Origin of the sequence: Crossiella sp. CA-258035 (assembly GCF_030064675.1) — a bacterium.
Lineage (GTDB): Bacteria > Actinomycetota > Actinomycetes > Mycobacteriales > Pseudonocardiaceae > Crossiella.
Map to the genome: position 1 here is coordinate 397608 of NZ_CP116413.1, position 22320 is coordinate 419927.

Consider the following 22320-nt stretch of genomic DNA (forward strand, 5'->3'; position numbering starts at 1 on the left):
ACGTCGGGTCCGTGACCATTCGCGGAGTGCTCTTCGACTTCTCCGGCACGTTGTTCCGCCTCGAGCTGGGGGACGACTGGCTGGACGGCCTGATGGACGACGCCGCGGCCGCGGAGCTGCTGCGCCGGCTCACCGCGCCCACCGGGCGGCCGGACTGGCTGCCCGAGGACCTGCACGAGGCCTGGGAACAGCGCGACCTCGACCCCGACCTGCACCGCCAGGTGCACATCACCGCGCTGCGCAACATCGGCGCCTCGGACGACGCGCTGGCCGGCAAGATCTACGACCGGCTGCTGGAGCCCTCGGGCTGGCGGCCCTACCCGGACACCGCCGCGGTGCTCGCGGAGCTGAAGGCATCCGGCACGCCGGTCGGGGTGCTGAGCAACATCGCCTGGGACATCCGCGCGGTCTTCGCCGAGCACGGGGTGGCCGAGCTGCCCGACACCTACGTCCTCTCCTATGTGGAGGGGCGGGTCAAGCCGGACCCCGAGCTGTTCCGCACCGCCTGCGCGCGGATCGGGCTGGACCCGGCCGAGGTGCTCATGGTCGGCGACAGCCAGGAGGCCGACGGTGGCGCGCTGGCCATCGGCTGCGCCTTCGCGCTGGTGCCGCCGCTGCCCACGGCCGATCGCCCGGACGCGCTGCGCTCGGCGCTGCGGGCGCACGGCCTGCTTCCGGCGTAGGTCAGACGGCCGAGCGGCGGAAACTGAAATCTCGGAGGGTGGGCTGGTCAATAGCACGCCCGCCGAACCCGTACCCTTGACGGGTGGCTCTGCGACTTCATGACACCGCTACCAGGAGCATGCGGGAATTCCACCCGCTCCGGTCTGGGGCTGCGTCGATCTACGTCTGTGGGGCCACCGTGCAGGGCGTGCCGCACATCGGGCACGTGCGCAGCGGGCTGAACTTCGACGTGCTGCGCCGCTGGCTGGCCCGCGACGGGGCCGACGTCACGCTGGTGCGCAACGTCACCGACATCGACGACAAGATCCTGGCCAAGGCCGCCGAGCACGGCAGGCCCTGGTGGGAGTGGGCGGCCACGCACGAGCGCGCCTTCATCTCCGCCTACGACGCGCTGGGCTGCCTGCCCGCCTCGGTCGAGCCGCGGGCCACCGGGCACGTGCCGCAGATGATCGAGCTGATGCAGCGGCTGATCGAGCGCGGGCACGCCTACGCCGCCGGCGGCGACGTCTACTTCGCGGTCGCCTCCTACCCCGAGTACGGGGCGCTGTCCGGGCAGAAGCTGGACGAGGTGCAGCAGGGCGAGTCCGCGGCCACCGGCAAGCGGGACCCGCGCGACTTCACGCTGTGGAAGGCCGCCAAGCCCGGCGAGCCGTCCTGGCCGACGCCGTGGGGCCCCGGCAGGCCCGGCTGGCACCTGGAGTGCTCGGCCATGGTCACCGCCTACCTCGGGCCCCAGTTCGACATCCACGGCGGCGGGGTGGACCTGGTCTTCCCGCACCACGAGAACGAGCAGGCGCAGTCGCGGGCGGCCGGGGACGGCTTCGCCCAGTACTGGATGCACAACGCCTGGGTGACCATGAGCGGCGAGAAGATGTCGAAGTCGCTCGGCAACACGGTGACCATTCCGGAGATGCTGCAGCGGGTGCGCGCGCCCGAGCTGCGCTACTACCTGGTCACCCCGCACTACCGGTCCACCATCGAGTACTCCGAGCCCGCGCTGCACGACGCGGTGTCCGGGTACCGGCGGATCGAGGGCTTCCTGCGCCGGGTGGTGCAGCGCACCGGCTCGGTCTGCGCGGAGGGGCTGACCGGCGAGTTCGTCGCCGCGATGGACGAGGACCTGGCCACCCCCGCGGCCATCGCCGCGGTGCACACCAGCGTGCGCGACGGCAATGCCGCGCTGGATGCCGGTGAGGACGACAAGGCAAGGGAGATCGCCGCCTCGGTGCGCGCGATGACCGGCCTGCTCGGCCTCGACCCGCTGTCGGAGCGGTGGGAGGTCGCGTCCACTGTGGACGAAGGCTCCCGCGCCGCGCTGACCTCGCTGGTCGAGGGACTGTTGGAAGAGCGGCAGAAGGCCCGCGCGAACAAGGACTTCGCCACGGCGGACCTGTTGCGCGACCGCCTGCTCGCGGCCGGAGTGGCGGTAGAGGACACCGCCTCCGGTCCACTATGGACATTGAAGGACTGCTGAGGAAATGGCCGGTAACTCCAGGCGCAAAGGTGCCATGCGCAATCCTGGCACCAAGAAGGGCGCCGTGGTCGGCTCCGGTGGCCAGCGGAAGAAGGGCTTGCAGGGCAAGGGCCCCACGCCCAAGGCCACCGAGCGGACGCACCACCCGGCCGCGCGCAAGGCCGCCGCGGCCACCAAGGCCGAGCAGGCCAGGGCCCGCCGCAAGGGCGAGGCGACCAACTCCGAGTACGTGGCCGGGCGCAACCCGGTGGTGGAGTGCCTGCGCGCGGGCGTGCCGGCCACCGCGCTGTACGTGGCGCTGGGCATCGACACCGACGAGCGGGTGACCGAGGCGGTGCGGATGGCCGCCGACCGGGGTGTCTCGGTGCTGGAGGTCTCCCGGCCGGAGCTGGACAAGCTCACCGGCGGCGCGATGCACCAGGGCCTGTCCCTGCAGGTGCCGCCGTTCAGCTACAGCCACCCCGACGACCTGCTGGAGATCGGCCGCAACTCCGGCCAGCCGCCGCTGCTGGTGGCCCTGGACGGGGTGACCGACCCGCGCAACCTGGGTGCGGTGATCCGCTCCGCGGCCGCCTTCGGCGCGCACGGCGTGGTGGTGCCGCAGCGGCGCAGCGCGAGCATGACCGCGGTCGCCTGGCGGACCAGCGCGGGCACCGCGGCCCGGCTGCCGGTGGCCATCGCCACCAACCTCAACCGCACGCTCAAGGACTGGGCCAGCGCCGGGCTGATGGTGGTCGGCCTGGACGCCGACGCCACCATGAGCATCGACGAGCTGGAACTGGCCACCGGTCCGCTGGTGGTCGTGGTCGGCTCCGAGGGCCGGGGCCTGTCCCACCTGGTCAAGAAGCACTGCGACGCCACCATCGGCATCCCGATGGCGCCGGGGGTGGAGTCGCTGAACGCCTCGGTGGCCGCCGGGGTGGTGCTGGCCGAGGTCGCGCGCCGCCGCCGGGTGGCTAGCCGGATCTGACCATCCGGACCTGGTTGCTCCGATAGGGTCAGCGGGCTGGACCGTGACCCGAGGTAGAGATGTCCTTCGTCAGCCCGCTGTTCCTGTGGTACTTCATGCCGCTCACCCTGGCGGCACTGCTCGTGCTGCCCAGGACCTGGCGCAACGGGGTCATCGCGGTCGCCAGCCTGGTCTTCTACGCCACCGGGGCCGGCGGGTCCACGCTGCTGCTGCTGACCTGCATCGTGGTCAACTTCCTGGCCGGGCCGCACCTGGAGCCCAAGGAGTTCGAGCCGGAGCCGGTGGCCAAGCGGCGCAGGCAGCTGCTGATCGGCGTGATCTGCTTCGACGTGGCGATCCTGCTGGTGTGGAAGTACCTCGGCTTCGCCACCGAGCAGCTGGACGCGATCGCCGGGCTCTTCGGCGGCGACTTCCCGGTGACCCACCTGGCGCTGGTGATCGGCATCTCCTTCTTCACCTTCCACCACATCTCCTACGTGGTGGACATCTACCGCGGTGAGCGGCCCGCGCTGCGCAACCCGGTCTCCTTCGTCACCTACATCGCGATGTTCCCGCAGCTGGCCGCGGGCCCGATCGTGCGCTACCGGGAGATCTCCGACCAGCTCCCGCAGCTGCGCTCGCACCGGCTGGACGACATCGCCAGCGGCTTCCCGCGCTTCGCCCTCGGCCTGACCAAGAAGGTCGTGATCGCGGACTCGCTGGCGCCGATGGTGGACGCCTGCTTCGCCACCCCGCCGGACAAGATGACCTTCGCGGTGGCCTGGCTGGGCGCGCTCGGCTTCACGCTTCAGCTCTACTTCGACTTCTCCGGCTACTCCGACATGGCCATCGGTCTGGGCCGCATGCTCGGCTTCCGGCTGCCGGAGAACTTCGCCCGCCCGTACTCCTCGGTGACCGTGACCGAGTTCTGGCGCCGCTGGCACATGTCGCTGTCCCGGTGGTTCCGCGACTACGTCTACATCCCGCTGGGCGGCAACCGGCACGGCACCGGCAAGACCTACCGCAACCTGGCCATCGTGTTCGTGCTGACCGGTTTCTGGCACGGCGCGAACTGGACCTACCTGGTGTGGGGCATCTACCACGGCGTGCTGCTGGTGATCGAGCGCGCCCGACGCTGGGACCGCCCGCCGGCGACCACCGGGTCCTACCTCGGCCGCCGCGCGCTGACCCTGCTGCTGGTGATCATCGGCTGGGTGTTCTTCAAGTCGAGCAACCTGGGCAACGCGTTCACCATGCTGGGCAACATGTTCCTGCCCGACTTCAGCGGGCTCACCGACAGCGTCGCGGCCGCCCTGACCAACCAGCGCCTGATCCTGCTGCTGCTCGCGCTGCTGATCATCTTCCTGCCCGCCCAGCCCGCGGGCCCGTACCTGGAGTCGGTCCGCACGCCCCCGGCCACCGCGCTGCGGATGACCGTGATGACCGTCGGCCTGGCCTACTCCGCGATCCTGGTCGCCACCGGCACCTTCTCACCCTTCCTGTACTACCAGTTCTGAGCGGGCGTGAGCGGGAACACCGCGCGCTGTCCGGATCCGGCCCGTTACTTGCGCTGATCAGGTGAGTGCAGGTCAGAGCCCTGGTGACCTCTGCCACGAGCAACGTTGGCAACTGTGCTGAATCGTTCAATGGTCTATACCATTCGGCGCTGGATCCCATCGGATCCGCCGCCGTCGCCTCGGAAGTGACCATGTCGCAGAGCACCCTCGTGCCCGTTCCCCCAGTCGCCGATCCGCTTCCCGACCCCGTCGCGCACCTGCCGCGGCCGCCTGGCGACGAGGAGGTGTACTGGTACTTCGGGCCGCAGCGGCGGTGGGTGCTGGTGGTCTCCTCGTTGTCGTTCGTGTTCACCGCGGTCACCCTGTTCCAGTTCTCCGCCCGCACGCCGTGGCTGTGGGTGTTCCTGCTGGTGCTCGCGCTCAACGTGGCCGGCATCCTGATGTCGTTGCTGGACAACAGGTATCCGCGCCGGGTGAGCAGGGAGCAGCACGACCTGCTGGTGCGGGTGTGGCGGCCGGAGGTGCTGCCCGGCGTGGACGTGTTCCTGCCGACCTGTGGTGAGCCGCTCGCGGTGCTGCGCAATGCCTACCAGCACGTGGCGCGGCTGGGCTGGGACGGGCGGTTGCGGATCTGGGTGCTGGACGACGGTGCTCGGGAGGAGGTGCGGGAGCTGGCCGCGGAGTTCGGGTTCGACTACGTGGTGCGGCCGGACCGCGGGCACCTGAAGAAGGCCGGGAACCTCAACCACGCGCTGACCGTCTCCACCGGTGCGCTGATCGTCATCCTGGACGCGGACTTCTGCCCCCGGCCGGACATGCTGGTGCACCTGGCGCCCTACTTCGAGGACGCGGGCGTCGGCATCGTGCAGACGCCGCAGTGCTTCGCCACCGACGCCTCGATGAACTGGCTGCAGCGGGCCGCGGGTGCGGCGCAGGAGTGGTTCTTCCGCTGGATCCAGCCGTCCAGGGACGCCAATGACGCGGCGATCTGCTGTGGCAGCAACGCGATGTACCGGCGGGCGGCGATCGAGCGGATCGGCGGGTTCGCCAAGCTGGACCACAGCGAGGACATGTACACCGGGCTGGCGCTGCTCGGCCGCGGTTACCGCACCCAGTACCTGCCGCTGTTGCTGGCCAAGGGGATGTCACCGGACACCGTGCCCGCGTTCGTCAGCCAGCAGTACCGCTGGGCGATGGGCAACCTGCACCTGCTGACCGCGCCCGAGGTGGTCCGGGTCGGGGCCGGGCACCGGCTGTTGCTGTCGTACTGGAACGGCGTGGTGAGCTACCTGCTGGCCGCGGTGAACGTCTTCGCCGCGCCGCTGCCGCCGTTGCTGATGCTGGTGTTCGCGCCGGCGGAGGTGCGGCCGTGGCAGATGCTGCCGTTCCTGCTGCCGGTGTGGACCTGGCTGGTGCTGATCCCCGCGGTGTCCCGCACCCGGTGGAGCATGCAGGTGATCCGGGCGCACCAGCTGGTCGGGTTCGCCAGCGCGGCCGCGGTCTGGCACACGCTGCGCGGGCGCGGCGCGAACTGGGTGCCGACCGGCGTGAGCCAGGGCCGGGGTGGGCTGGCGCGGAAGGTGAGCCTGCTCGCGGCAGGCTGGCTCGGGGTGACCACGCTGGCGGGCTGGATCGCTTTTGGCGCAGGGGTTCTCGCGCACGGGATCGCGAACTACTGGGCGCTGGCCGGGTACCTGCTGGTGCAGGGCTACCTGAGCGTGCCGCTGCTGATCGACCTGGCCAACTCGTTGTGGCGGCAGGAGAAGCGCGAGATCGGAGCGGGAAACCGTTGGGCGGCAACGGCCGCGCGGCGGAGCTGGCCGGAGCTGCTGGCGATCACGGTGGCGCTGGGCGTGGTCGGCCTGCTCGCCTCCGGGCTGGTGGACGGGGTGCTGTGATGCCGGACTACCGCCCCGGCCGCCGGGCCGACATCGAGGGCCTGCGCGCGGTGGCCGTGCTGACCGTGCTGGGCTTCCACGCCGGCGTGCCGCTGTTCGGCGGCGGGTTCGTCGGCGTGGACGTCTTCTTCGTCATCTCCGGGTTCCTGATCACCGGGCTGCTGCTCGGCGACCTGGCCACCAAGGGGACCTTCTCGCTCAAGGAGTTCTACGCCCGCCGGGCCCGGCGCATCCTGCCCTCGGCCGGGGTGGTGCTGGTGGTCATCGCCTTCCTCAGCTGGCTGCTGCTGCCGCCGTTGCGGGCCAAGGACATCGCCTACGACGTGCTCGCGGGCGCGCTGAACGTGGCGAACTGGCGGTTCGTGGCCAACCAGACCGACTACCTGGCCGCGGCCCGCGACCACTCGCCGGTGCTGCACTTCTGGTCGCTGGGCGTGGAGGAGCAGTTCTACCTGGTGTGGGCGCCGCTGTTGCTCGGCATCGCGGTGCTGGCCCGCAGGCTGGGCCGCTCGGTGGTGCCGCTGGTGGCCGGAGTGGTGGCGCTGCTGAGCATCGGCTCGCTGCTGCTCTCGGTGCGCTGGACGGCGAGCTCGGAACCGTTGGCATACCTGGGTTCGCCGACCCGGGCCTGGGAGTTCGGGCTCGGCGCGCTGGCCGCGGTCGCCGCGCCCTGGCTGCGGCTGCCGGTGGCGGCGCGCTGGGTGCTCGGCTGGCTCGGCGCGGCCGCGATCGGCTGGTCCACCGTGGTGTTCAGCTCGGCGACCGCGTTCCCCGGCGTGGTCGCGCTGGTGCCGGTGCTCGGCACGGTGGCGGTGATCCTGGCTCCCGGCAAGGGTTTCGCCGGGTTCCTCAGCACCGGGCCGATGCGCGCGATGGGACGGCTGTCCTTCGCCTGGTACCTGTGGCACTGGCCGGTGCTGGTCTTCGCTGAGGCGGTGTCCGGGCAGCTGGCCTGGCCGGTGAAGCTGGCGCTGGTGCTCGGCGCGGCCGCGCCTGCCTGGCTGACCGCGCGGCTGGTGGAGCGGCCGGTGCGGTTCTCCCGGACCATCTCCGCGCTGCCGGTGCGCGGGCTGGCCATCGGCGTGACCGCGGTGCTGCTGCCGGTGGCCGCCGGGCTGGTGACCGGCAGCGCGGCCCAGCGGATGATGGGCGGCGGGGTGACCGAGCTGTCCGCGACCCTGCCGCTGGCCGCCGCGGACGGCCCCGACCTGCTCACCAGTCCTGCCCCCGGCCTGACCCCGCCGGTGGACCGGGCGCGGGCGGACCTGCCGCCGGTGCCGGGCTGCGAGCTGTTCCCGGCCGAGCTGACCGGCCCGGAGTGCGTCTTCGGCGATCCGGCCGCCGAGCAGGTGCTGCTGATCGGGGACTCCCATGCCAGCCAGTGGTTCCCGGCCGTGCGGCAGCTGGCGCAGCGGCGCGGGTGGGCGGTGCGGGTGCGGGTCAAGCAGGGCTGTCCGCTGCCCGACCTCACCGTGTACAACCCGACCCTGGGCCGGGCCTACACCGAGTGCGACACCTGGCGGCGGGACACCCTGGCCCAGGTGGCCGGTAGCAAGCCGAAGCTGGTGTTCCTCGCCTCGCTCAACCAGTACACCGCGGATCAGGAGCTGCTCAAGGAGGCATGGGCGCGCAGCCTGGACCGGCTGGCCGCCACCGGCGCGCCGCTGGTGCATCTGCGGGACACCCCGTTGCCGGGCAAGGACATCCCGGCCTGCGTGTCCGAGGACCCGGCCGCCTGCGGCTTCCCGCGCGAGCGAGCGCTGCGACCCGATCCACTGGCCGGACGACCAGGTCTGTCCACAGTGGACATGAACCCGGTGCTCTGCCCCGGTGACACCTGTCCCGCGGTGCGGCAGGGGGTGCTGCTCTACCGGGACGACTCGCACCTGACCGGCACCGCGGCCGCGCTGCTCGGCCGCCGGATGGAGCGGACCCTGGAGCGCCAAGGACTGCTGCCGCTGGTGTGGCAGCAGGTGTTCCGGGAGGAGTTCGACGGCCCGGACGGCGCTCGGCCCGATGAACGGCGCTGGCAGCACGCCACCGGCACCTGTTACCCGGGCTGCCCGGCGCCCCGGTGGGGCACCGACGAGATCGAGACCATGACCGACTCCAGCGACAACGTGCGGCAGAACGGCAAGGGGCAGTTGGCCATCACGCCGATCCGCACCGAGGCCGGGTGGACCTCGGGTCGGCTGGAGTCGCGCAGCACCGACTTCCGCGCGCCGGCCGGCGGGGTGCTGCGGGTGGCCGCCTCGATCAAGCTGCCCGAGGTCGGGCAGGCCGACGGCGCGGGGTACTGGCCCGCGTTCTGGCTGCTCGGCGACGCGGTGCGGCGGAACGGCAGTGGCTGGCCGGCAGCGGGCGAGATCGACGTGGTGGAGTCGCTCAACGGCCGCGAGTCGGTGTTCGGCACCTTCCACTGCGGCACCGCCACCGGTGGTCCTTGCCAGGAGCCGGTCGGACTGGGCAGCGGGGAGCAGACCTGCGTGGGCTGTCAGCGGGAGTTCCGCGAGTACGCGGTCGAGCTGGACCAGGGCAAGGGCGAGATCCGCTGGTACCTGGACGGGAAGCAGACCTTCGCACTCGGCAGGGACAGGGTGGGGGAGCAAGTCTGGCGGCAGGCCACCGGCCACGGCTTCTTCCTGATCCTCAACGTGGCCATCGGCGGCCGCCTGGCCGGGGACCCCAACGGCTCCACCGCCTCCGGACGGCCGATGCTGGTGGACTCGGTGACCGTCTCGGTCAGCTGAGCGCGTCCCAGCGGGCCGTCAGCGACTCGACGGCCCGCTGGGCCTGGGCCGGGGTGATCTGCTCGGGCAGTTCGACGGTCAGCTTGGCCGCGGACTCGGCCAGCGCCCGGTGGTCGGCGGTGCCGAGCAGACGGGCCAGGTCGACGCGTTGCAGCAGCTTCTTGGTGATCGGGCGCTTGGCGTCCCAGAACACCAGCGCGGACAACAGGGTCGCGGTGGTCGGGCCGCGCAGCAGCGCGGTGAGCACCGCGGCCTCGGCCAGGTCGGCGCTGGAGAGGAAGTAGCAGGTGTCGTCCAGGGTGACCGGCCTGCCCTCGATCGGGGCGAGCAGCCGGAACTCGGCCTTCTTGTACATGCCCGACACAGCCACCTTGTACGGCGCGAAGGTGTAGTCGCCGATGCCGAACACGCTGAACCGGGGCCGGGCGCGGTAGATCGCGGAGCGGCGGCCGTCCAGCGCCGCCGCGTGCTCCTGGAGGTAGGCCCACAGCTCCGGCGCGGTCCCGGCCAGCTCGGTGGTGTCCTGGCCGAGGCAGCGCTGCGGCAGCACCAGCCTGCGCCGGGCGGTGGTGGTGTTGCCGTGGAACAGGTCCGAGCTCTTCAGCAGTGGGTAGAGGTGCTCTTCCTCGATCCGGGCCTGGGTGTCCGCGGGCAGTTCCATCACCGCGGTGGCGTCGTGCTTGACGCCCTGCCGCCACTCCAGCGGCGCGGAACCGTCCGCCTCGGCGGTGCGGGTGTATGACTCCACATCGGCCACCAGCTTGCCGCCGACCAGGCCGAAGTGCCGCGAAGGCGTTGCCGCGTCGAGGGACTCGTAGAGCGCGCAGGTGTACCCGCCAACCGTCTGTCCAATGTGGATAGTGAGCAGACCGGCGTCCACGTTGGCCCCGAACCAGCGGTGCGAGTCGATCAGCCGCAGGGTGGCCCCGGCCAGCGGGATCCCGTGCTCGGCGCAGAAACCGAGCAGGTTGCGGGCCACCTGGGTCTTGCACAGCATGGCGATGGTCGGCCGGTGCCCGCGCAGCTCGGTGAGCAGCTTCTGCCAGATGTACTCGGCCACGTCGAAGTTGGACTCGCCGGTGCGCGCGGCCATGCCGGGCCGGTTGCGCACGTTGGACTTCACCGGCACGTTCGCCGAGCCGAACCGGGTCAGGTCGGCCATGGTCACCCACGGCGGGTTGCCCAGCACCAGCAGTTCGCCCCCGGCCGCCCACGGCAGGTCCGCGCCGAGGTCGAGGCCGAACACGCACTGCTGCCGGACCTCGCCGTGCGCGGCGGCCAGCTCCGCGTGCGCGGGCTGGATCTCCACCCCGATCCGTTGCGGCACACCGAGTTCGGCCGCGGCCTGGAGGAAGGCGCCGGTGCCGCAGGTCGGTTCCAGCACCTTGCGGTAGTCCCGCGGCGGCAGGGTCGCCACCACCGCGCGGGCCAGGTTCAGCGGGGTCTGGAAGTCACCGAACTCGTTGTTGGGCACTGAGGGTCCGCCATTCGTGGTCAAGCAGACCGTAGTGCACGTCGTCGGCGAACCCGTCCCCTTCCCACCACGCCTCGCGGTGCCGCCCCTCCTCGGTGAAACCGGCCGCCAGCGCCGCCTTCTGCATCGGCACGTTGCGCGCCCCGGTGACCAGCCGGACCCGGTGCAGCCCGAGCACGTAGAAGGCGTAGTGGCAGACCACCTTGAGCGCGTCGATGGACAGGCCCTTGCCCCGGAAGGACTCGCGCAGCCCGATGCCGATCTCGGCGTTGCGGTGGTGGTAGTCGATGCCCCAGAGCGTGACCGACCCGGCCAGTTCGCCCTCGTGCTCGATGGCGAAGGTGGCCGACTTGGGCAGCGGCTTGGAGTAGTGGTCGTTGACCGGCTCCCAGCCCTCCAGCACGGTCTCCAGCGGCACCGGGAACCAGGGCGCGGAGGAGCTGAGCATGAAGCCGGAGACGTCCGCGCGCTGCTCGGCGTAGAGCACCGCGGCGTCGTCCTTGGTGCAGGGCCTGAGCAGGATCTTCTCCCCATGCAGCATGGCGCGAGGCTAGCCCCGCCGCCTGTCGGCTGCCTCTCATTTTTCGCCGCCGGGCAGATCCGTGAACACGGTCCGCCCGATCCGGTTACCGTGGTCGGGTGAGCGTCCAGGGCGACCCGCGGCACCGGGTGCAGTTGCCGAGCGTGCACGAGGCGCTGCTGCCCCGTGAGCACTCGCTGCACCGGCCGCGGCACGGCCACCGCCAGCGCACCGCGCTGACCGCGGCCGTGATCTTCTTCCTGACCCCGCTGCTGGTCTGGACGCTGGGCGCGCGGCCGGAGGCGTTCGAGAACCGGCCGCTGGCGGCCTTCCCCAGCCTGAGCGACGGCTGGGGCTTCTTCACCGGCCTGTCCCAGTGGGCCACCGACCACCTGGTGTTCCGCCAGGACGCGGTGCGCGCGGCGAACGGCATCAGCGAGGGCCTCTTCGGCGAGCCCGCCCCGCTGGACCGCGGCCAGCAGCCGCAGGGCCCGGTGCCGGGCAACCAGACCACCTCGCCGCAGCCCCAGCCGCAGCTGCCCAACCAGCCGGTCCCGGTGGACCAGCAGTCCGTGCTGCCCGGGTTCACCAAGGTCATCCAGGGCAAGGACGACTGGCTGTTCTTCGGCATGGACATGCAGGCCAAGTGCCGGCCGGACAAGTCGCTCAACCAGGTGCTGGACCAGGTGCGCAAGCTGCGCGGGGTGGTGGAGTCCTCCGGGCGGGCCTTCCTGCTGATGGTCCCGCCGGACAAGAGCACCATGGAGCCCGGTTTCCTGCCGGACAGCTACGGCGGCAAGGACTGCGCCCCGGCCATCGGCGCCGAGTTCTGGAACCGGTTCGCCACCGAGCCCGGCGTGCTGGACCTGCGCCCGATCCTGAACGAGACCAAGCAGCGGCTGGGCCGCCCGGTCTACCACAAGGACGACACGCACTGGAGCGACGAGGGCGCGGTCTCCGCGGTGCGCTCGCTCAGCGAACGGCTCAACCCCGGGGTGACCAAGCCCTGGTCGATCTCGCTGAGCGTGCCCTACAGCAACCCCGGCGACCTGGCGCTGATGTCCGGCAAGCAGGGCAAGGTGACCGGGTTCCGCTACGAGATCCGCCCGGACGGCCAGGAGAACCGGGTCAAGCCGCTGGACAGCAAGTTCACCGAGCCGGAGCGGATCACCTCCAAGGAGATCCCCGGCGTGGTCGGCGGCCGGGTGATGCTCTTCGGCGACTCGTTCCTGGAGTCCACCGGCCGGTACCTGCACGCCGCGCTGTCCAACTTCACCGCCTACCACTACGGTCACGCGGTCAAGGACCCGGTCCGCTCGGGCAAGCTGGCCGTGGACAACGACGTGGTGGTCTTCGAGGCGGTCGAGCGCAACCTGACCAGCGGCACCGCGGGCTTCCTCGGCAACGAGTTCATCGACGCCTTCGGCCGCGAGCTGGCGGCGAAACCCCGGCCGAGGTAGGGGAAACTCCCGCGCCGGTTCGGGGTCTGACCCTGGTGTGCCCGCTGCCGGCCCCCGGCAGGCTGACCGCATGAAGATCACTGGGGTGAAGGCGGTGGCCGCGGTCGGTGTGGCCGCGTCACTGGCCGCGCTGCCGATGACGGCGCTGGCCAAGACGCCGCCGGAGCGCGGAACGCTGGTCTCGGCGGAGCCGGTGGGCTCGGTCGAGGCGAAGGACATGCCGGACTACCTCGGCAAGAGCGGGATGGCCTCACCGCTGGCCACCCGCGCGGTGGACGGTTTCCGGATCACCTACCGGACGGTGGACGCGCACCGGGAACCGGCGACCGCCACCGCGCTGGTCGCGGTGCCCAGGGAGCCGCGACGGCTGCTCAGCGCGGTCACCTGGCTGCACGGCACCCAGGTCTACCGGGGCGAGCAGCCCTCGGTGCGGCCGGATGGCGCGGACCGGCGGATCAGCTATCTGTTCGCCTCGGCCGGTCACCTGGCGGTGGCGCCGGACTACCTCGGCCTCGGCAAGGGCTCGGGCTACCACCCGTACATGCACCACGCCTCGCTGGTGACCGCCAGCGCGGACGCGGTGCGGGCCGCGCGGGCGATGATGGCGCGGCGGGGCGTCGTGGTGGACCGGCGGCTGCTGGTGACCGGGTTCTCCCAGGGCGGCTCCGGCGCGATGGCGCTGGGCCACGCGCTGCAGGAGGGCCGGGAGCCGGGGCTGGGCGTGCGGGCGATCGCGGCGGTCAGCGGGCCCTACGACCTGTCCTGGGCGGTCGCGGAGGCGGTGGCGGGCCGGGTCAACAACGCGGTGCCCTACCTCGGCTTCGCGGTGACCTCCTGGCAGCGGCTCTACCACCTCTACGACGACCCGGCCAAGGTGTTCCGCAAGCCCGAGCTGGCCCCGCTGTTCGACGGCCACACGCCCAGCCAGGAGCTGTTCCCCCGGCTGCCGCAGAAGGTCGAGGACTTCTTCACCCCGGAGTTCCGGGAGCGCCTGGCCAACCCGGAGCCGGCGCTGCGCGCGCTGTTCGCCAAGGAGAGCACCAGCTGCCAGTGGCGGCCGAGGGTGCCGGTGAAGCTGTTCGCCTCCACCAGCGACGCGGACGTGGCCTTCCGGCACAGCGAGACCTGCGCGGAGCAGAGCGGCGCGCCGGTGACCGACCTGGGCGAGGTGGCGCACAACACCACTGCCAGGCTGGCCGCGGTTCAGACCGTGGCGGACTTCGCCCGGTTCAGCCGATAGCCGCCGATCCCCCGGCACACCAGGTAGATCAGGAAGGACAACGCGGTGATGAACGCGCTGACCGGGACGCCGGGGGCCAGTGACAGCAGGATGCCGCCGATCGCGGCGACCTCGGCGAAGACCACCGAGAGCAGGATCGCCAGGCCGGGCCGGGCGGTGACCCTGGCGGCGGCCGCGCCCGGCGTCACCATCAGCGCCAGCACCAGCAGCGCGCCGACGGTCTGCACGCCCAGCGCGGTCGCCACGCCGACGAGCACCGCGAACAGCGGGGTCAGCAGCCGCACCGGGACACCCCTGGCGGCCGCGACCTGCTCGTCCGCGCTGGCGAACAGCAGTGGCCGGTAGATCAGCGCGAAGGCCAGCAGCACCACCGCGGCGGTGACCGCGAACAGGGTCAGCTCGCCCGGGTCCACGGTCACGATCTGCCCGATCAGCAGGCTGAACTTGTTGTTGGTGCGAATGGGGTTCACCGCGAGCAGCAGCACGCCGAGGCCCAGTCCGAAGGAGAGCACCGCGCCGATCACCGAGTCCCGCTCGGTGTCCTTCTGCCCGAGCAGCCCCAGCATCAGCGCGGCCACCACCGAGCCGAGCAGCGCCCCGGTGCCCACGCTGAAGCCGAGCAGCAGGGCCGCGGCCGCGCCGGTGAAGGCCAGCTCCGCGGTGCCGTGCACGGCGAAGGACATCTTGCGCGCCACCACCATCGGCGCCAGCACCCCGGAGACCAGGCCCAGCACCAGCCCGGTGAGCAGGGCGTTCTGCACGAAGTCCTCGCCGAGCAGGGCTGCCGTGGCCTGGAAGTCGAACAGCTTGGCGAAGAACGACTCCAGGCTCATCGCAGCTCCTCCGCGGGCTCCCGCACGTGGTGGCAGTCGGCCGGGGTGGTCTCGGCGTCCGCGCCGACCACCACGATCCGGTCCCGCAGTCGCAGCACCTCGACCCTGGTCCGGTACAGCTCGCTGAGCGTCTCGGTGGTCATCACCTCGGCCGGCGGGCCGATCCGGAACCGGCCGTCCACCAGGTAGAGCACCCGGTCCACCTGGTCCAGCACCGGGTTGATCTCGTGCGTGACGAACAGCACCGCCGCTCCGGTCTGCCTGGACCGCTCGCCGATCAGCGAGCTGACCACCCGCTGGTGCGCCAGGTCCAGGGACAGCAGCGGCTCGTCGCAGAGCAGCACCGCGGGCTCGCCGACCAGCGCCTGGGCCACCCGCAGCCGCTGCTGCTCACCGCCGGAGAGCAGGCCGACCGGGGCCTTGGCGTAGCCCGACGCGCCGACCGAGGCCAGCGCGGCGTCGATCCGGCGGGCCCGCCCGGCCCGCCCGCGCAGCGCGAACGGTCCCCAGCGGTGCCCGTCCAGGCCCAGTCCGACCAGGTCCCGGCCGCGCAGGGCGAGCGAGGTGTCCACCGCGCGCTGCTGCGGGATGTAGCCGATCCGGGTGCTGCCGCCGCGCACCGGCGCGCCGCCGACCTCGGCGGTGCCGCCGGTCAGCTCGTTCATGCCCAGCAGCACCCGCAGCAGGCTGGTCTTGCCGGAACCGTTGGGGCCCAGCACGGCCAGGAACTCACCCGGCGCCACGTCCAGGTCCAGCCCGTCCCAGAGCACCCGGTCGCCGAAGGCGAGCCGGGCGCCGCGGAGTCGGACCGCCGGCGTCACTGCTTCAGCGCCGCGGCCAGCTTGTCGATCTGCTCGCCCATCCACTGGGTGTAGTCCTTGCCCTCCGGGAGCGTCTCGGTCAGCTCGACCACCGGGACGTTCGCCTTGACCGCGTTCTCCTTGACCTGCTTGGTGACCGGTGACTCGGTCTGCGGGTTGTACACCAGCACCCGCGCGGTCCGCTCGGTGATCAGCTTCTGGATCTCCGCGATCGCGGCGGCAGGCGGGTCGTTCTCCTCCTCGACGGCCTTGCTGAACTGGGCCGGGGTGACGTCGGCCAGCCCGGCCTCCTCGAGCAGGTAGTGCGCGATCGGCTCGGTGGCCGCGACCTTGACGCCCTTGTGCGCCTGCTTGACCGCATCCACCTTCTGCTCCAGCGCGTCGATCTTGGCGGTGAACGCCTGCGCGTTGGCGGTGTACTTGTCCTTGCCGTCGGCCTTGAGCTCGCCGAGCTTGGTCGCGATCTGTTTGGCCACGTCCTCGACCACGTCCAGGTCGTACCAGAGGTGCTCGTTGGCGTGCTCGTGCGCGTCGGCGGGCTCGGCCTTGGCGTGCTCGTCCTGGCTCGCCACCTTCATCGCCTCGACCACCGGCTTCGCGGCGTCGTTCTTGATCATCTGCGGCACGAAGTCGTCGTAGTGGCCGCCGTTGAACACCACCAGCGCCGCCCCGCGCACGGTGGCCGCGTCCGCAGCGGAGGACTCGTAGGAGTGCGGGTCCCCGGTGGCGCCGACGATCGCCTTGACCGACACCGCGTCCCCGCCCACCGCGCGGGCCACGTCGGCCCACACGTTGGTGGAGGCCACCACGGAGAGCTTGCCGTCCGCGGACGGGCTGGGGCTGCCGCTGTTGCCGGCGGGCGTGCCGCCACCGCAAGCGGTCAGGGCGAGCGCGGCCGCGGTGAGGGCGGCGACCGCACCCACCGGCCGGATGTGACGCGGAGTCATCGAATCCTCCTCCGAACGGGGTGGCTGCACTCGTAAGAATGGAAACCGTTGTCGAGTTCAGCCTAACCCGCCGGACCCCGTGCCACCGTCCGGGCGTGACTCATAAGCGGAACGGCGTGGTCACGAATGCATCGCGACCACGCCGTTGCGCGGAAAGAACCAGGTCAGACGGTGGTCGCCGTGAGGCGGTCGCCGGTCTCCGGGTGGAACAGGTGCACCTCGCCGTGGTCGCGCAGGCCGACCTTGACGGTCTGGCCCAGCGCCGGGGGCGTGCGGCCGTCGACACGCACGGTGAACCGCTCCGGGCGGTCGCCGATGCGCACGCTGCCGTAGAGGATCGCGTCCGCGCCGAGCTCCTCGACCAGCTCGACCACCATGCTCATGCCGTCCTCCTCGGAGGAGACCAGCCGGAGCGACTCGGGCCGGACGCCGAAGGTGACCTCGGTCAGGCCTGCCGAGCCGACCTTGTCCAGCACGTTGCGCGGCAGCTGCACCTCGAAGCCGTCGATCTGGGCGCCACTGCTGGTCAGCGGCACGGTCTTGAGGTTCATCGCGGGCGAGCCGATGAAGCCGGCCACGAAGGCGTTGGCCGGGGTCTCGTACAGCGCGCGCGGGGTGTCGCACTGCTGGAGCAGGCCGTCCTTGAGCACCGCGACCCGGTGACCCATGGTCATCGCCTCGACCTGGTCGTGGGTCACGTAGATGGTGGTGGTGCCCAGCCGCTGCTGGAGGGTGGCGATGTTCGCGCGGGTCTCCACGCGGAGCTTGGCGTCCAGGTTGGACAGCGGCTCGTCCATCAGGAAGACGCTGGGCTCGCGGACGATCGCGCGGCCCATCGCGACCCGCTGGCGCTGGCCACCGGAAAGCGCTTTCGGCTTGCGCTCGAGGTACTTCTCCAGGTCCAGCATCTTCGCCGCCTCAAGGACCTTCTCCTTGATCTGCGGCTTCGGCACGCCGCGGAGCTTGAGCGCGAAGCCCATGTTCTCCCCGACGGTCATGTGCGGGTAGAGCGCGTAGGACTGGAACACCATGGCGATGTCCCGACCCTTCGGCGGCACGTTGGTGACGTCCTTGCCGCCGATCTGGATCGCGCCCTCGTCGACGTCCTCCAGCCCGGCCAGCATGCGCAGCGCGGTGGACTTACCCGAGCCGGAGGGGCCCACGAGCACGAGGAACTCGCCATCGGCAATGTCCAGCTGGAGCTGGTCCACAGCTCGCACCGGCGGCGTGCCCGCGTAGACCCGCGAGGCGTTGACGTAGGCGACCTCGGCCATGTGTGGTCCCTTTCGAAGTGATGCAGGTGACGCCAAAATAGCTGGTGAGCGGTCTCACGTCAGCCCCCTGGGCGACACTAATTGGTAAAGACCTCAGACAATGGCGGCGGCCCCTGCCCGGGTCAGCCCTTCACCGCGCCCGCGGCGAGCCCGGTTACCAGGAACCGTTGCACCAGGTAGAAGACGATGACCGCGGGGATCGCGACCAGAATCGATGCAGCTGCCAGGTGGCCCCACTCCGTGCGGTTCTGCTGCACGAAAACCTGGAGCCCGACCGCCAGCGTCTTGTTCTCGTCAGCCGCGGACAGGAAGGCCGAGGCGAAGGCCACCTCGCCCCAGGCGGTGAGGAAGGCGTAGAAAGCGGTCACCGCCAAGCCCGGCTTGGCAAGCGGCAGCACCAGTCGCCAGAACACGCCGAAGTGGGACAGCCCGTCGATCCGCCCCGCCTCGTCGATGTCGGCTGGGATGGTGTCGAAGTAGCTCTTGAGCATGTAGGCGCAGAACGGGATCGCGGTGGTGCAGTAGATCAGCACCAGGCCGAGGCTGCTGCCCTGCAGGCCCAGGCTGAGCATGATGTTGTACAGCGGCACGATCAGCACCGCGAACGGGAACATCTGGATGATCAGGAAGCTCAGCATCGCCGGGCGGTAGCCGGGGAAGCGGAACCGGCTGACCGCGTAGCCGGTGGTCGCGGACAGGAACACCGCGATCACCGTGGTCAGCAGGGCGATCAGCACCGAGTTGCCGAACCAGGCCAGGAAGTCGCCCTTGGCGCCGGAGAGCACGTCGGTGTAGTTGCCCGCGGTGAACTCGTTGATCAGCTTCGGGGTCGGCTCCACCGCGCGGGAGTCCGGCTTGAACGAGGTGACCAGCACCCAGAACACCGGGAACACCGCGATCACCGAGGCCACCACGAGCGTGGCGTGCAGTCCGAAACTGGCCAGGGGAGAACGCTGGTCGCGCTTCAGCTTTGTCGACATCTTCACCACACCTCGCCCTGCTTGCGCAGCGCCCTGCGGTAGCCGGAGGCGAACACCAGCAGCAGCGACAGGATCAGCACGCCGTAGGTCGAGGCGATCGCGTAGTCCCGGGAGGCGCCCGAGAAGAACCGCTCGAAGGCGTAGATGACCAGGATGCGGGTGTTCGGGTTGATCCCGCCGGTGACCAGGTAGATCACCGCGAACATGTTGAAGGTCCAGATGGTGCCCAGCAGCACCACGGTGCTGGACACCGAGCGCAGGCCGGGCAGGGTGATGTTGCGGAAGCGCTGCCAGGCGGAGGCGCCGTCGATCTCGGCCGCCTCGTACAGCTCGCCAGGGATGGACTGCAGGCCGCCGAGCAGGGCCACCATCATGAACGGCACGCCCAGCCAGATGTTGACGATGATCACCGCGACCAGCGCCAGGTCGGACTGGCCCAGCCACACCGGCTGCGGCAGCCCGATCGAGCCGAGCAGCTGGTTGATGATCCCGTACTGCGCGTTGAACATGTACTTCCAGGCGAACGCGCTGATGAACGCGGGCACCGCCCAGGGCAGGATCAGCAGCACCCGGTACAGCCCGCGCCCGGCGATCCGCCGGTTGAGCAGCACCGCCAGGCCCAGGCCGATCACGTAGTGGAAGAACACGCTGGCGAAGGTCCAGACCAGCGTGCGCACCAGCACGGCCCAGAAGTCCCCGTAGGAGGGGTCCCCGGAGAGCACGTTGAGGTAGTTGGTCAGCCCGACCCACTCATAGGTGGCCGGCCGGTCCAGGATCGGGTTGGCGATCGTGGCTTCGTTGATGTTGGTGAAGCTGTAGTACACGCCCTGCACCAGCGGCAGCAGGACGAGCACCCCGATCACCACCACGACCGGCAGCACCATCGCGTAGGCGTACCAATGCCTGGCGAAGAAGTTCCGCACGACTAGCTCATCTCTCCGGGGACGCCTGAATCAGCTGTAGTCCTTGACGACCTGGTCCTTGTAGGTCTTGGCCGCCTCGTCCAGGGCCGCCTTGGCCGTCTTCTTGCCGGAGAGCACGTCCGCGTAAGCGATCTTCAGCGGGTCGAACAGCTCGCCGCCCTGCGGGATCCACGGGCGCGGGTGCGCCTTCTGCACCACCGGGGTGAAGCCCGCGACCACCGGCTGCGCCTTGACCTCGGCCGACTCGTAGGCCGACTTGCGGGTGGGCAGCAGGCCCAGCTCCTTGGCGATGGTCACCTGGGAGGCGGTGCTGGACATGCACTGCACCAGCTTGATCGCGTTGTCCTTGGCCTTGCTGCCCTGGCGCACCACGTAGTCGTGCCCGCCGACCGGGGAACTGGAGCCGGCCGAGCCGCCGGGGACCGGCGCGATGCCCAGGTTGGCCGGGTCCTTGAAGGCGTCGCCCTTGAGCAGGTCCACCGCGGCCCACGGGCCGTCGATGACCATGGCCACGCCGCCGGTGGAGAAGGCGGCCTTCATGTTGGTGTTGGAGTTGGTCGGGTCCTGCGCGGTCTGCGCCGCCTTGGCGTCCAGCAGGCCCTTCGCGGTCTCCAGGCCCTGCACCGACTCCGGCGAGTTGACCAGGATCTTCTTGCTCGCGGTGTCCACCAGGTCACCGCCCTGGCCGTAGATGAACGGCAGCGCGTAGTAGCCGTCGTTGTTGATGAACAACGTCTTCTCGCCCAGCTTGGCGCCGGCGGCCTTGACCTGGTCCCAGGTGGTCGGCACCGCGATCCCGGCGTCGGCCAGCGCCTTCTTGTTGTAGTAGAGCGCCAGCGCGTCGGTGACCTGCGGGACGCCGTAGGTCTTGCCGTTGTACTTGGTCGAGCCCAGCGGGACTTCCAGGAAGTCGGCGGTGTCCTTGCCCAGCGCGGTGTCGGTCAGGTCGACCACCAGGCCGTTGTGCGCCAGCTCCGGCACCCAGGCCACCTCGGCCCGGAACACGTCCGCGCCCTGGCCGCCCTGCGCGCTGGTCTTGAAGTTGCTGCGGGCCTGGTCGAAGGCCACCGTCTCCACCGAGACCTGGTAGCCGTCCTTGCTCGCGCAGCCCTCCGCGATCTTCTTGAACACGGGGGACTCGTTGGGACCGCTGGTGTCCCAGTAGACGACCTTGCTGGAGTCGCCCGCGCCACCACCGCCACCACAGGCGGTGAGGGCCAGCGCACCGGCCAGGCCGAGGGCGGCGGCCTTGGCGAGCTGTGAAACCTGTCCTCGGGAAGTGCGTCGCATCGTTGCTGTCGTTCCCTCCGGTACCCGCTGCATCTTTGCAAGCTTTTGCGTTGAGGCTGACGCGGATTTCATACCCAATGCCCGGGTTTGGTCAAGGTCTACCGCGTAACCAAGCCGTAACGGGGGCAGGTAACAGCGCCGGATGGACCAGTGATTGCAAAAACTTGCTGTACGCGGCAGGCTGTCGGCTCGTGACGGGACTTGCCGATATCGCGCGTGCGGCCGGGGTCAGCATCTCCACGGTCAGCCGGGTCCTGAACCGGCGGGCCGGGGTCAACGAGGCGACCCGGCAACGGGTGCTCGGCGTGCTCGCCGACCTGCCCTACACCCCGCGCGGCCTCGGGGCGCTGCAACGCACCGGGGTGATCGGCCTGCTGGTGCCCGAACTGTCCAACCCGGTCTTCCCCGCCTTCGCCGAAGCCCTGGAGACCAGGGCCGCCCGCGCGGGCTACGGCTCGCTGCTGTGCAACACCCGCTCGGCCAGCCTGCGCGCGGACGGGGCCGACCTGGACGGGCGGGAGCTGGTCGAAGAGGAATATGTCCGGATGCTGCTCGCCCGCGGCGTGGAGGGCATGGTCTTCGTCTCGCCGGAGATCAACAACGCCGAGGACGGCGGCGCCAGCTACTACAGCAAGCTGCTGGCCGACGGTGTGCAGATGGTCTTCGTCAACGGGGGCGCGCCCGCGCTGGACGTGCCGGACGTGACGGTGGACGAGCAGGTCGCCGGCTACCTGGCCGCCCGGCACCTGGTCGAGCTCGGGCACCGGCGGATCGGCTTCGTCTGCGGCCCGGCCCGCTCGCTGCCCTCCCGGCTCAAGCGCGCGGGCTGGTCCGCCGCGCTGGAAGAAGCCGGGCTGCCCGCCGACCCGGCGCTGGTCGCGCACGCCCCCTACGGCGCGGCCGGGGGCGCGGCCGCGATGGCCGGTCTGCTCGACGGCCCCCGGCCCACCGCGGTGATCTGCTCCTCCGACCACATGGCCCTGGGCGCGCTGCGCGAGGCGCACCGGCGCGGGCTGTCCGTGCCGCGCGAGCTGTCCATCGTCGGCTTCGACGACATCCCGCTGGCCGCCTACTGCTCGCCCGCGCTGACCACGCTGGCCCAGCCGATCGAGGAGATGGCCAGGGCCGCGGTGGACGAGCTGGTCCAGCGGTTGAACCCGGCCGCGCGCCGCGCCGGGGGCAGTTACAGCCGGGTGTTCCGGCCGAAGCTGGTGGTCAGGGAGTCGACCGCGCCGTTGTCCTGACCTCTGAGATGGTCTGGACCAATGCGGCTGGTGATCACCCGA

At 70.9% G+C, this 22320-nt stretch carries 18 protein-coding genes; 9 read left to right on the forward strand and 9 right to left on the reverse strand.

Going from position 1 to position 22320, the window contains the following annotated elements:
• Positions 1 to 11 precede the first annotated feature (11 nt).
• The 6 genes from N8J89_RS01995 to N8J89_RS02020 all read left to right on the forward strand — a co-directional run bounded on the left by N8J89_RS01995 (position 12) and on the right by N8J89_RS02020 (position 9272).
• The gene (locus N8J89_RS01995; RefSeq protein WP_283662655.1) at positions 12 to 683 is read left to right on the forward strand and encodes an HAD family hydrolase; all 672 of its coding nucleotides are present in this window, start codon (positions 12 to 14) and stop codon (positions 681 to 683) included.
• An 83-nt stretch (positions 684 to 766) separates the two neighbouring features.
• On the forward strand, positions 767 to 2158 hold the full coding sequence (gene cysS, locus N8J89_RS02000) for a cysteine--tRNA ligase (RefSeq protein ID WP_283662656.1): 1392 nt from the start codon (positions 767 to 769) through the stop codon (positions 2156 to 2158).
• A 4-nt stretch (positions 2159 to 2162) separates the two neighbouring features.
• Positions 2163 to 3128: a 23S rRNA (guanosine(2251)-2'-O)-methyltransferase RlmB gene (gene rlmB / locus N8J89_RS02005; protein ID WP_283662657.1), complete on the forward strand. Its 966-nt coding sequence runs from the start codon at positions 2163 to 2165 to the stop codon at positions 3126 to 3128.
• A 59-nt stretch (positions 3129 to 3187) separates the two neighbouring features.
• Complete coding sequence (locus N8J89_RS02010) at positions 3188 to 4624, forward strand: MBOAT family O-acyltransferase (RefSeq protein ID WP_283662658.1); 1437 nt, start codon at positions 3188 to 3190, stop codon at positions 4622 to 4624.
• A 191-nt stretch (positions 4625 to 4815) separates the two neighbouring features.
• Positions 4816 to 6522: a glycosyltransferase family 2 protein gene (locus tag N8J89_RS02015; protein ID WP_283662659.1), complete on the forward strand. Its 1707-nt coding sequence runs from the start codon at positions 4816 to 4818 to the stop codon at positions 6520 to 6522.
• Positions 6522 to 9272 carry an SGNH hydrolase domain-containing protein gene (locus N8J89_RS02020; protein WP_283662660.1) on the forward strand — a complete coding sequence of 917 codons (2751 nt, stop codon included), beginning with the start codon at positions 6522 to 6524 and terminating at the stop codon, positions 9270 to 9272. The genes N8J89_RS02015 and N8J89_RS02020 overlap by 1 nt, the downstream gene beginning before the upstream one ends.
• On the opposite strand, the gene N8J89_RS02025 is transcribed toward N8J89_RS02020, so the two are convergent.
• Positions 9265 to 10746 carry a hypothetical protein gene (locus tag N8J89_RS02025; protein ID WP_283662661.1) on the reverse strand — a complete coding sequence of 494 codons (1482 nt, stop codon included), beginning with the start codon at positions 10744 to 10746 and terminating at the stop codon, positions 9265 to 9267. The two genes, N8J89_RS02020 and N8J89_RS02025, sit on opposite strands and share 8 nt — an antisense overlap.
• A complete protein-coding gene (locus N8J89_RS02030; protein WP_283662662.1) occupies positions 10724 to 11287 on the reverse strand; it encodes a GNAT family N-acetyltransferase in 564 nt (187 codons plus the stop codon). Before N8J89_RS02030 ends, N8J89_RS02025 begins: the two co-directional genes overlap by 23 nt.
• A 98-nt stretch (positions 11288 to 11385) precedes the next feature.
• Here N8J89_RS02030 and N8J89_RS02035 point away from each other — a divergent pair, with 98 nt between their 5' ends.
• The gene (locus N8J89_RS02035) at positions 11386 to 12726 is read left to right on the forward strand and encodes an alginate O-acetyltransferase AlgX-related protein (protein WP_283662663.1); all 1341 of its coding nucleotides are present in this window, start codon (positions 11386 to 11388) and stop codon (positions 12724 to 12726) included.
• Between the two features lie 70 nt (positions 12727 to 12796).
• Entirely contained in the window at positions 12797 to 13966 is a 1170-nt protein-coding gene (locus N8J89_RS02040) for an alpha/beta hydrolase family protein (RefSeq protein ID WP_283662664.1), read from the forward strand.
• On the opposite strand, the gene N8J89_RS02045 is transcribed toward N8J89_RS02040, so the two are convergent.
• The 7 genes from N8J89_RS02045 to N8J89_RS02075 all read right to left on the reverse strand — a co-directional run bounded on the left by N8J89_RS02045 (position 13930) and on the right by N8J89_RS02075 (position 21034).
• Positions 13930 to 14799 carry a metal ABC transporter permease gene (locus N8J89_RS02045; protein WP_283662665.1) on the reverse strand — a complete coding sequence of 290 codons (870 nt, stop codon included), beginning with the start codon at positions 14797 to 14799 and terminating at the stop codon, positions 13930 to 13932. The genes N8J89_RS02040 and N8J89_RS02045 overlap by 37 nt on opposite strands.
• Complete coding sequence (locus N8J89_RS02050) at positions 14796 to 15620, reverse strand: metal ABC transporter ATP-binding protein (protein ID WP_283662666.1); 825 nt, start codon at positions 15618 to 15620, stop codon at positions 14796 to 14798. The genes N8J89_RS02045 and N8J89_RS02050 overlap by 4 nt, the downstream gene beginning before the upstream one ends.
• Positions 15617 to 16567: a metal ABC transporter solute-binding protein, Zn/Mn family gene (locus tag N8J89_RS02055; protein ID WP_283662667.1), complete on the reverse strand. Its 951-nt coding sequence runs from the start codon at positions 16565 to 16567 to the stop codon at positions 15617 to 15619. Before N8J89_RS02055 ends, N8J89_RS02050 begins: the two co-directional genes overlap by 4 nt.
• A 164-nt stretch (positions 16568 to 16731) precedes the next feature.
• On the reverse strand, positions 16732 to 17841 hold the full coding sequence (locus tag N8J89_RS02060; protein WP_283662668.1) for an ABC transporter ATP-binding protein: 1110 nt from the start codon (positions 17839 to 17841) through the stop codon (positions 16732 to 16734).
• A 122-nt stretch (positions 17842 to 17963) separates the two neighbouring features.
• Complete coding sequence (locus tag N8J89_RS02065) at positions 17964 to 18821, reverse strand: sugar ABC transporter permease (RefSeq protein ID WP_283662669.1); 858 nt, start codon at positions 18819 to 18821, stop codon at positions 17964 to 17966.
• Between the two features lie 2 nt (positions 18822 to 18823).
• The gene (locus N8J89_RS02070) at positions 18824 to 19705 is read right to left on the reverse strand and encodes a carbohydrate ABC transporter permease (RefSeq protein ID WP_283666065.1); all 882 of its coding nucleotides are present in this window, start codon (positions 19703 to 19705) and stop codon (positions 18824 to 18826) included.
• A 69-nt stretch (positions 19706 to 19774) separates the two neighbouring features.
• Positions 19775 to 21034, reverse strand: coding sequence for an extracellular solute-binding protein (locus N8J89_RS02075; protein WP_283662670.1), 1260 nt, complete (start codon positions 21032 to 21034; stop codon positions 19775 to 19777).
• A 191-nt stretch (positions 21035 to 21225) separates the two neighbouring features.
• On the opposite strand from N8J89_RS02075, the gene N8J89_RS02080 reads away from it, so the two are divergent.
• On the forward strand, positions 21226 to 22278 hold the full coding sequence (locus N8J89_RS02080) for a LacI family DNA-binding transcriptional regulator (RefSeq protein ID WP_283662671.1): 1053 nt from the start codon (positions 21226 to 21228) through the stop codon (positions 22276 to 22278).
• The last annotated feature ends 42 nt before the right edge of the window (positions 22279 to 22320 follow it).

Coding starts and splice junctions, on each gene's coding strand:
- rlmB (WP_283662657.1), top strand. CDS start 2,163: ATGGCCGGTAACTCCAGGCGCAAAGGTGCCATGCGCAATCCTGGCACC.
- N8J89_RS02010 (WP_283662658.1), top strand. CDS start 3,188: ATGTCCTTCGTCAGCCCGCTGTTCCTGTGGTACTTCATGCCGCTCACC.
- N8J89_RS02015 (WP_283662659.1), top strand. CDS start 4,816: ATGTCGCAGAGCACCCTCGTGCCCGTTCCCCCAGTCGCCGATCCGCTT.
- N8J89_RS02020 (WP_283662660.1), top strand. CDS start 6,522: ATGCCGGACTACCGCCCCGGCCGCCGGGCCGACATCGAGGGCCTGCGC.
- N8J89_RS02030 (WP_283662662.1), bottom strand. CDS start 11,287: ATGCTGCATGGGGAGAAGATCCTGCTCAGGCCCTGCACCAAGGACGAC.
- N8J89_RS02040 (WP_283662664.1), top strand. CDS start 12,797: ATGAAGATCACTGGGGTGAAGGCGGTGGCCGCGGTCGGTGTGGCCGCG.
- N8J89_RS02045 (WP_283662665.1), bottom strand. CDS start 14,799: ATGAGCCTGGAGTCGTTCTTCGCCAAGCTGTTCGACTTCCAGGCCACG.
- N8J89_RS02055 (WP_283662667.1), bottom strand. CDS start 16,567: ATGACTCCGCGTCACATCCGGCCGGTGGGTGCGGTCGCCGCCCTCACC.
- N8J89_RS02060 (WP_283662668.1), bottom strand. CDS start 17,841: ATGGCCGAGGTCGCCTACGTCAACGCCTCGCGGGTCTACGCGGGCACG.
- N8J89_RS02065 (WP_283662669.1), bottom strand. CDS start 18,821: ATGTCGACAAAGCTGAAGCGCGACCAGCGTTCTCCCCTGGCCAGTTTC.
- N8J89_RS02070 (WP_283666065.1), bottom strand. CDS start 19,705: ATGGTGCTGCCGGTCGTGGTGGTGATCGGGGTGCTCGTCCTGCTGCCG.
- N8J89_RS02075 (WP_283662670.1), bottom strand. CDS start 21,034: ATGCGACGCACTTCCCGAGGACAGGTTTCACAGCTCGCCAAGGCCGCC.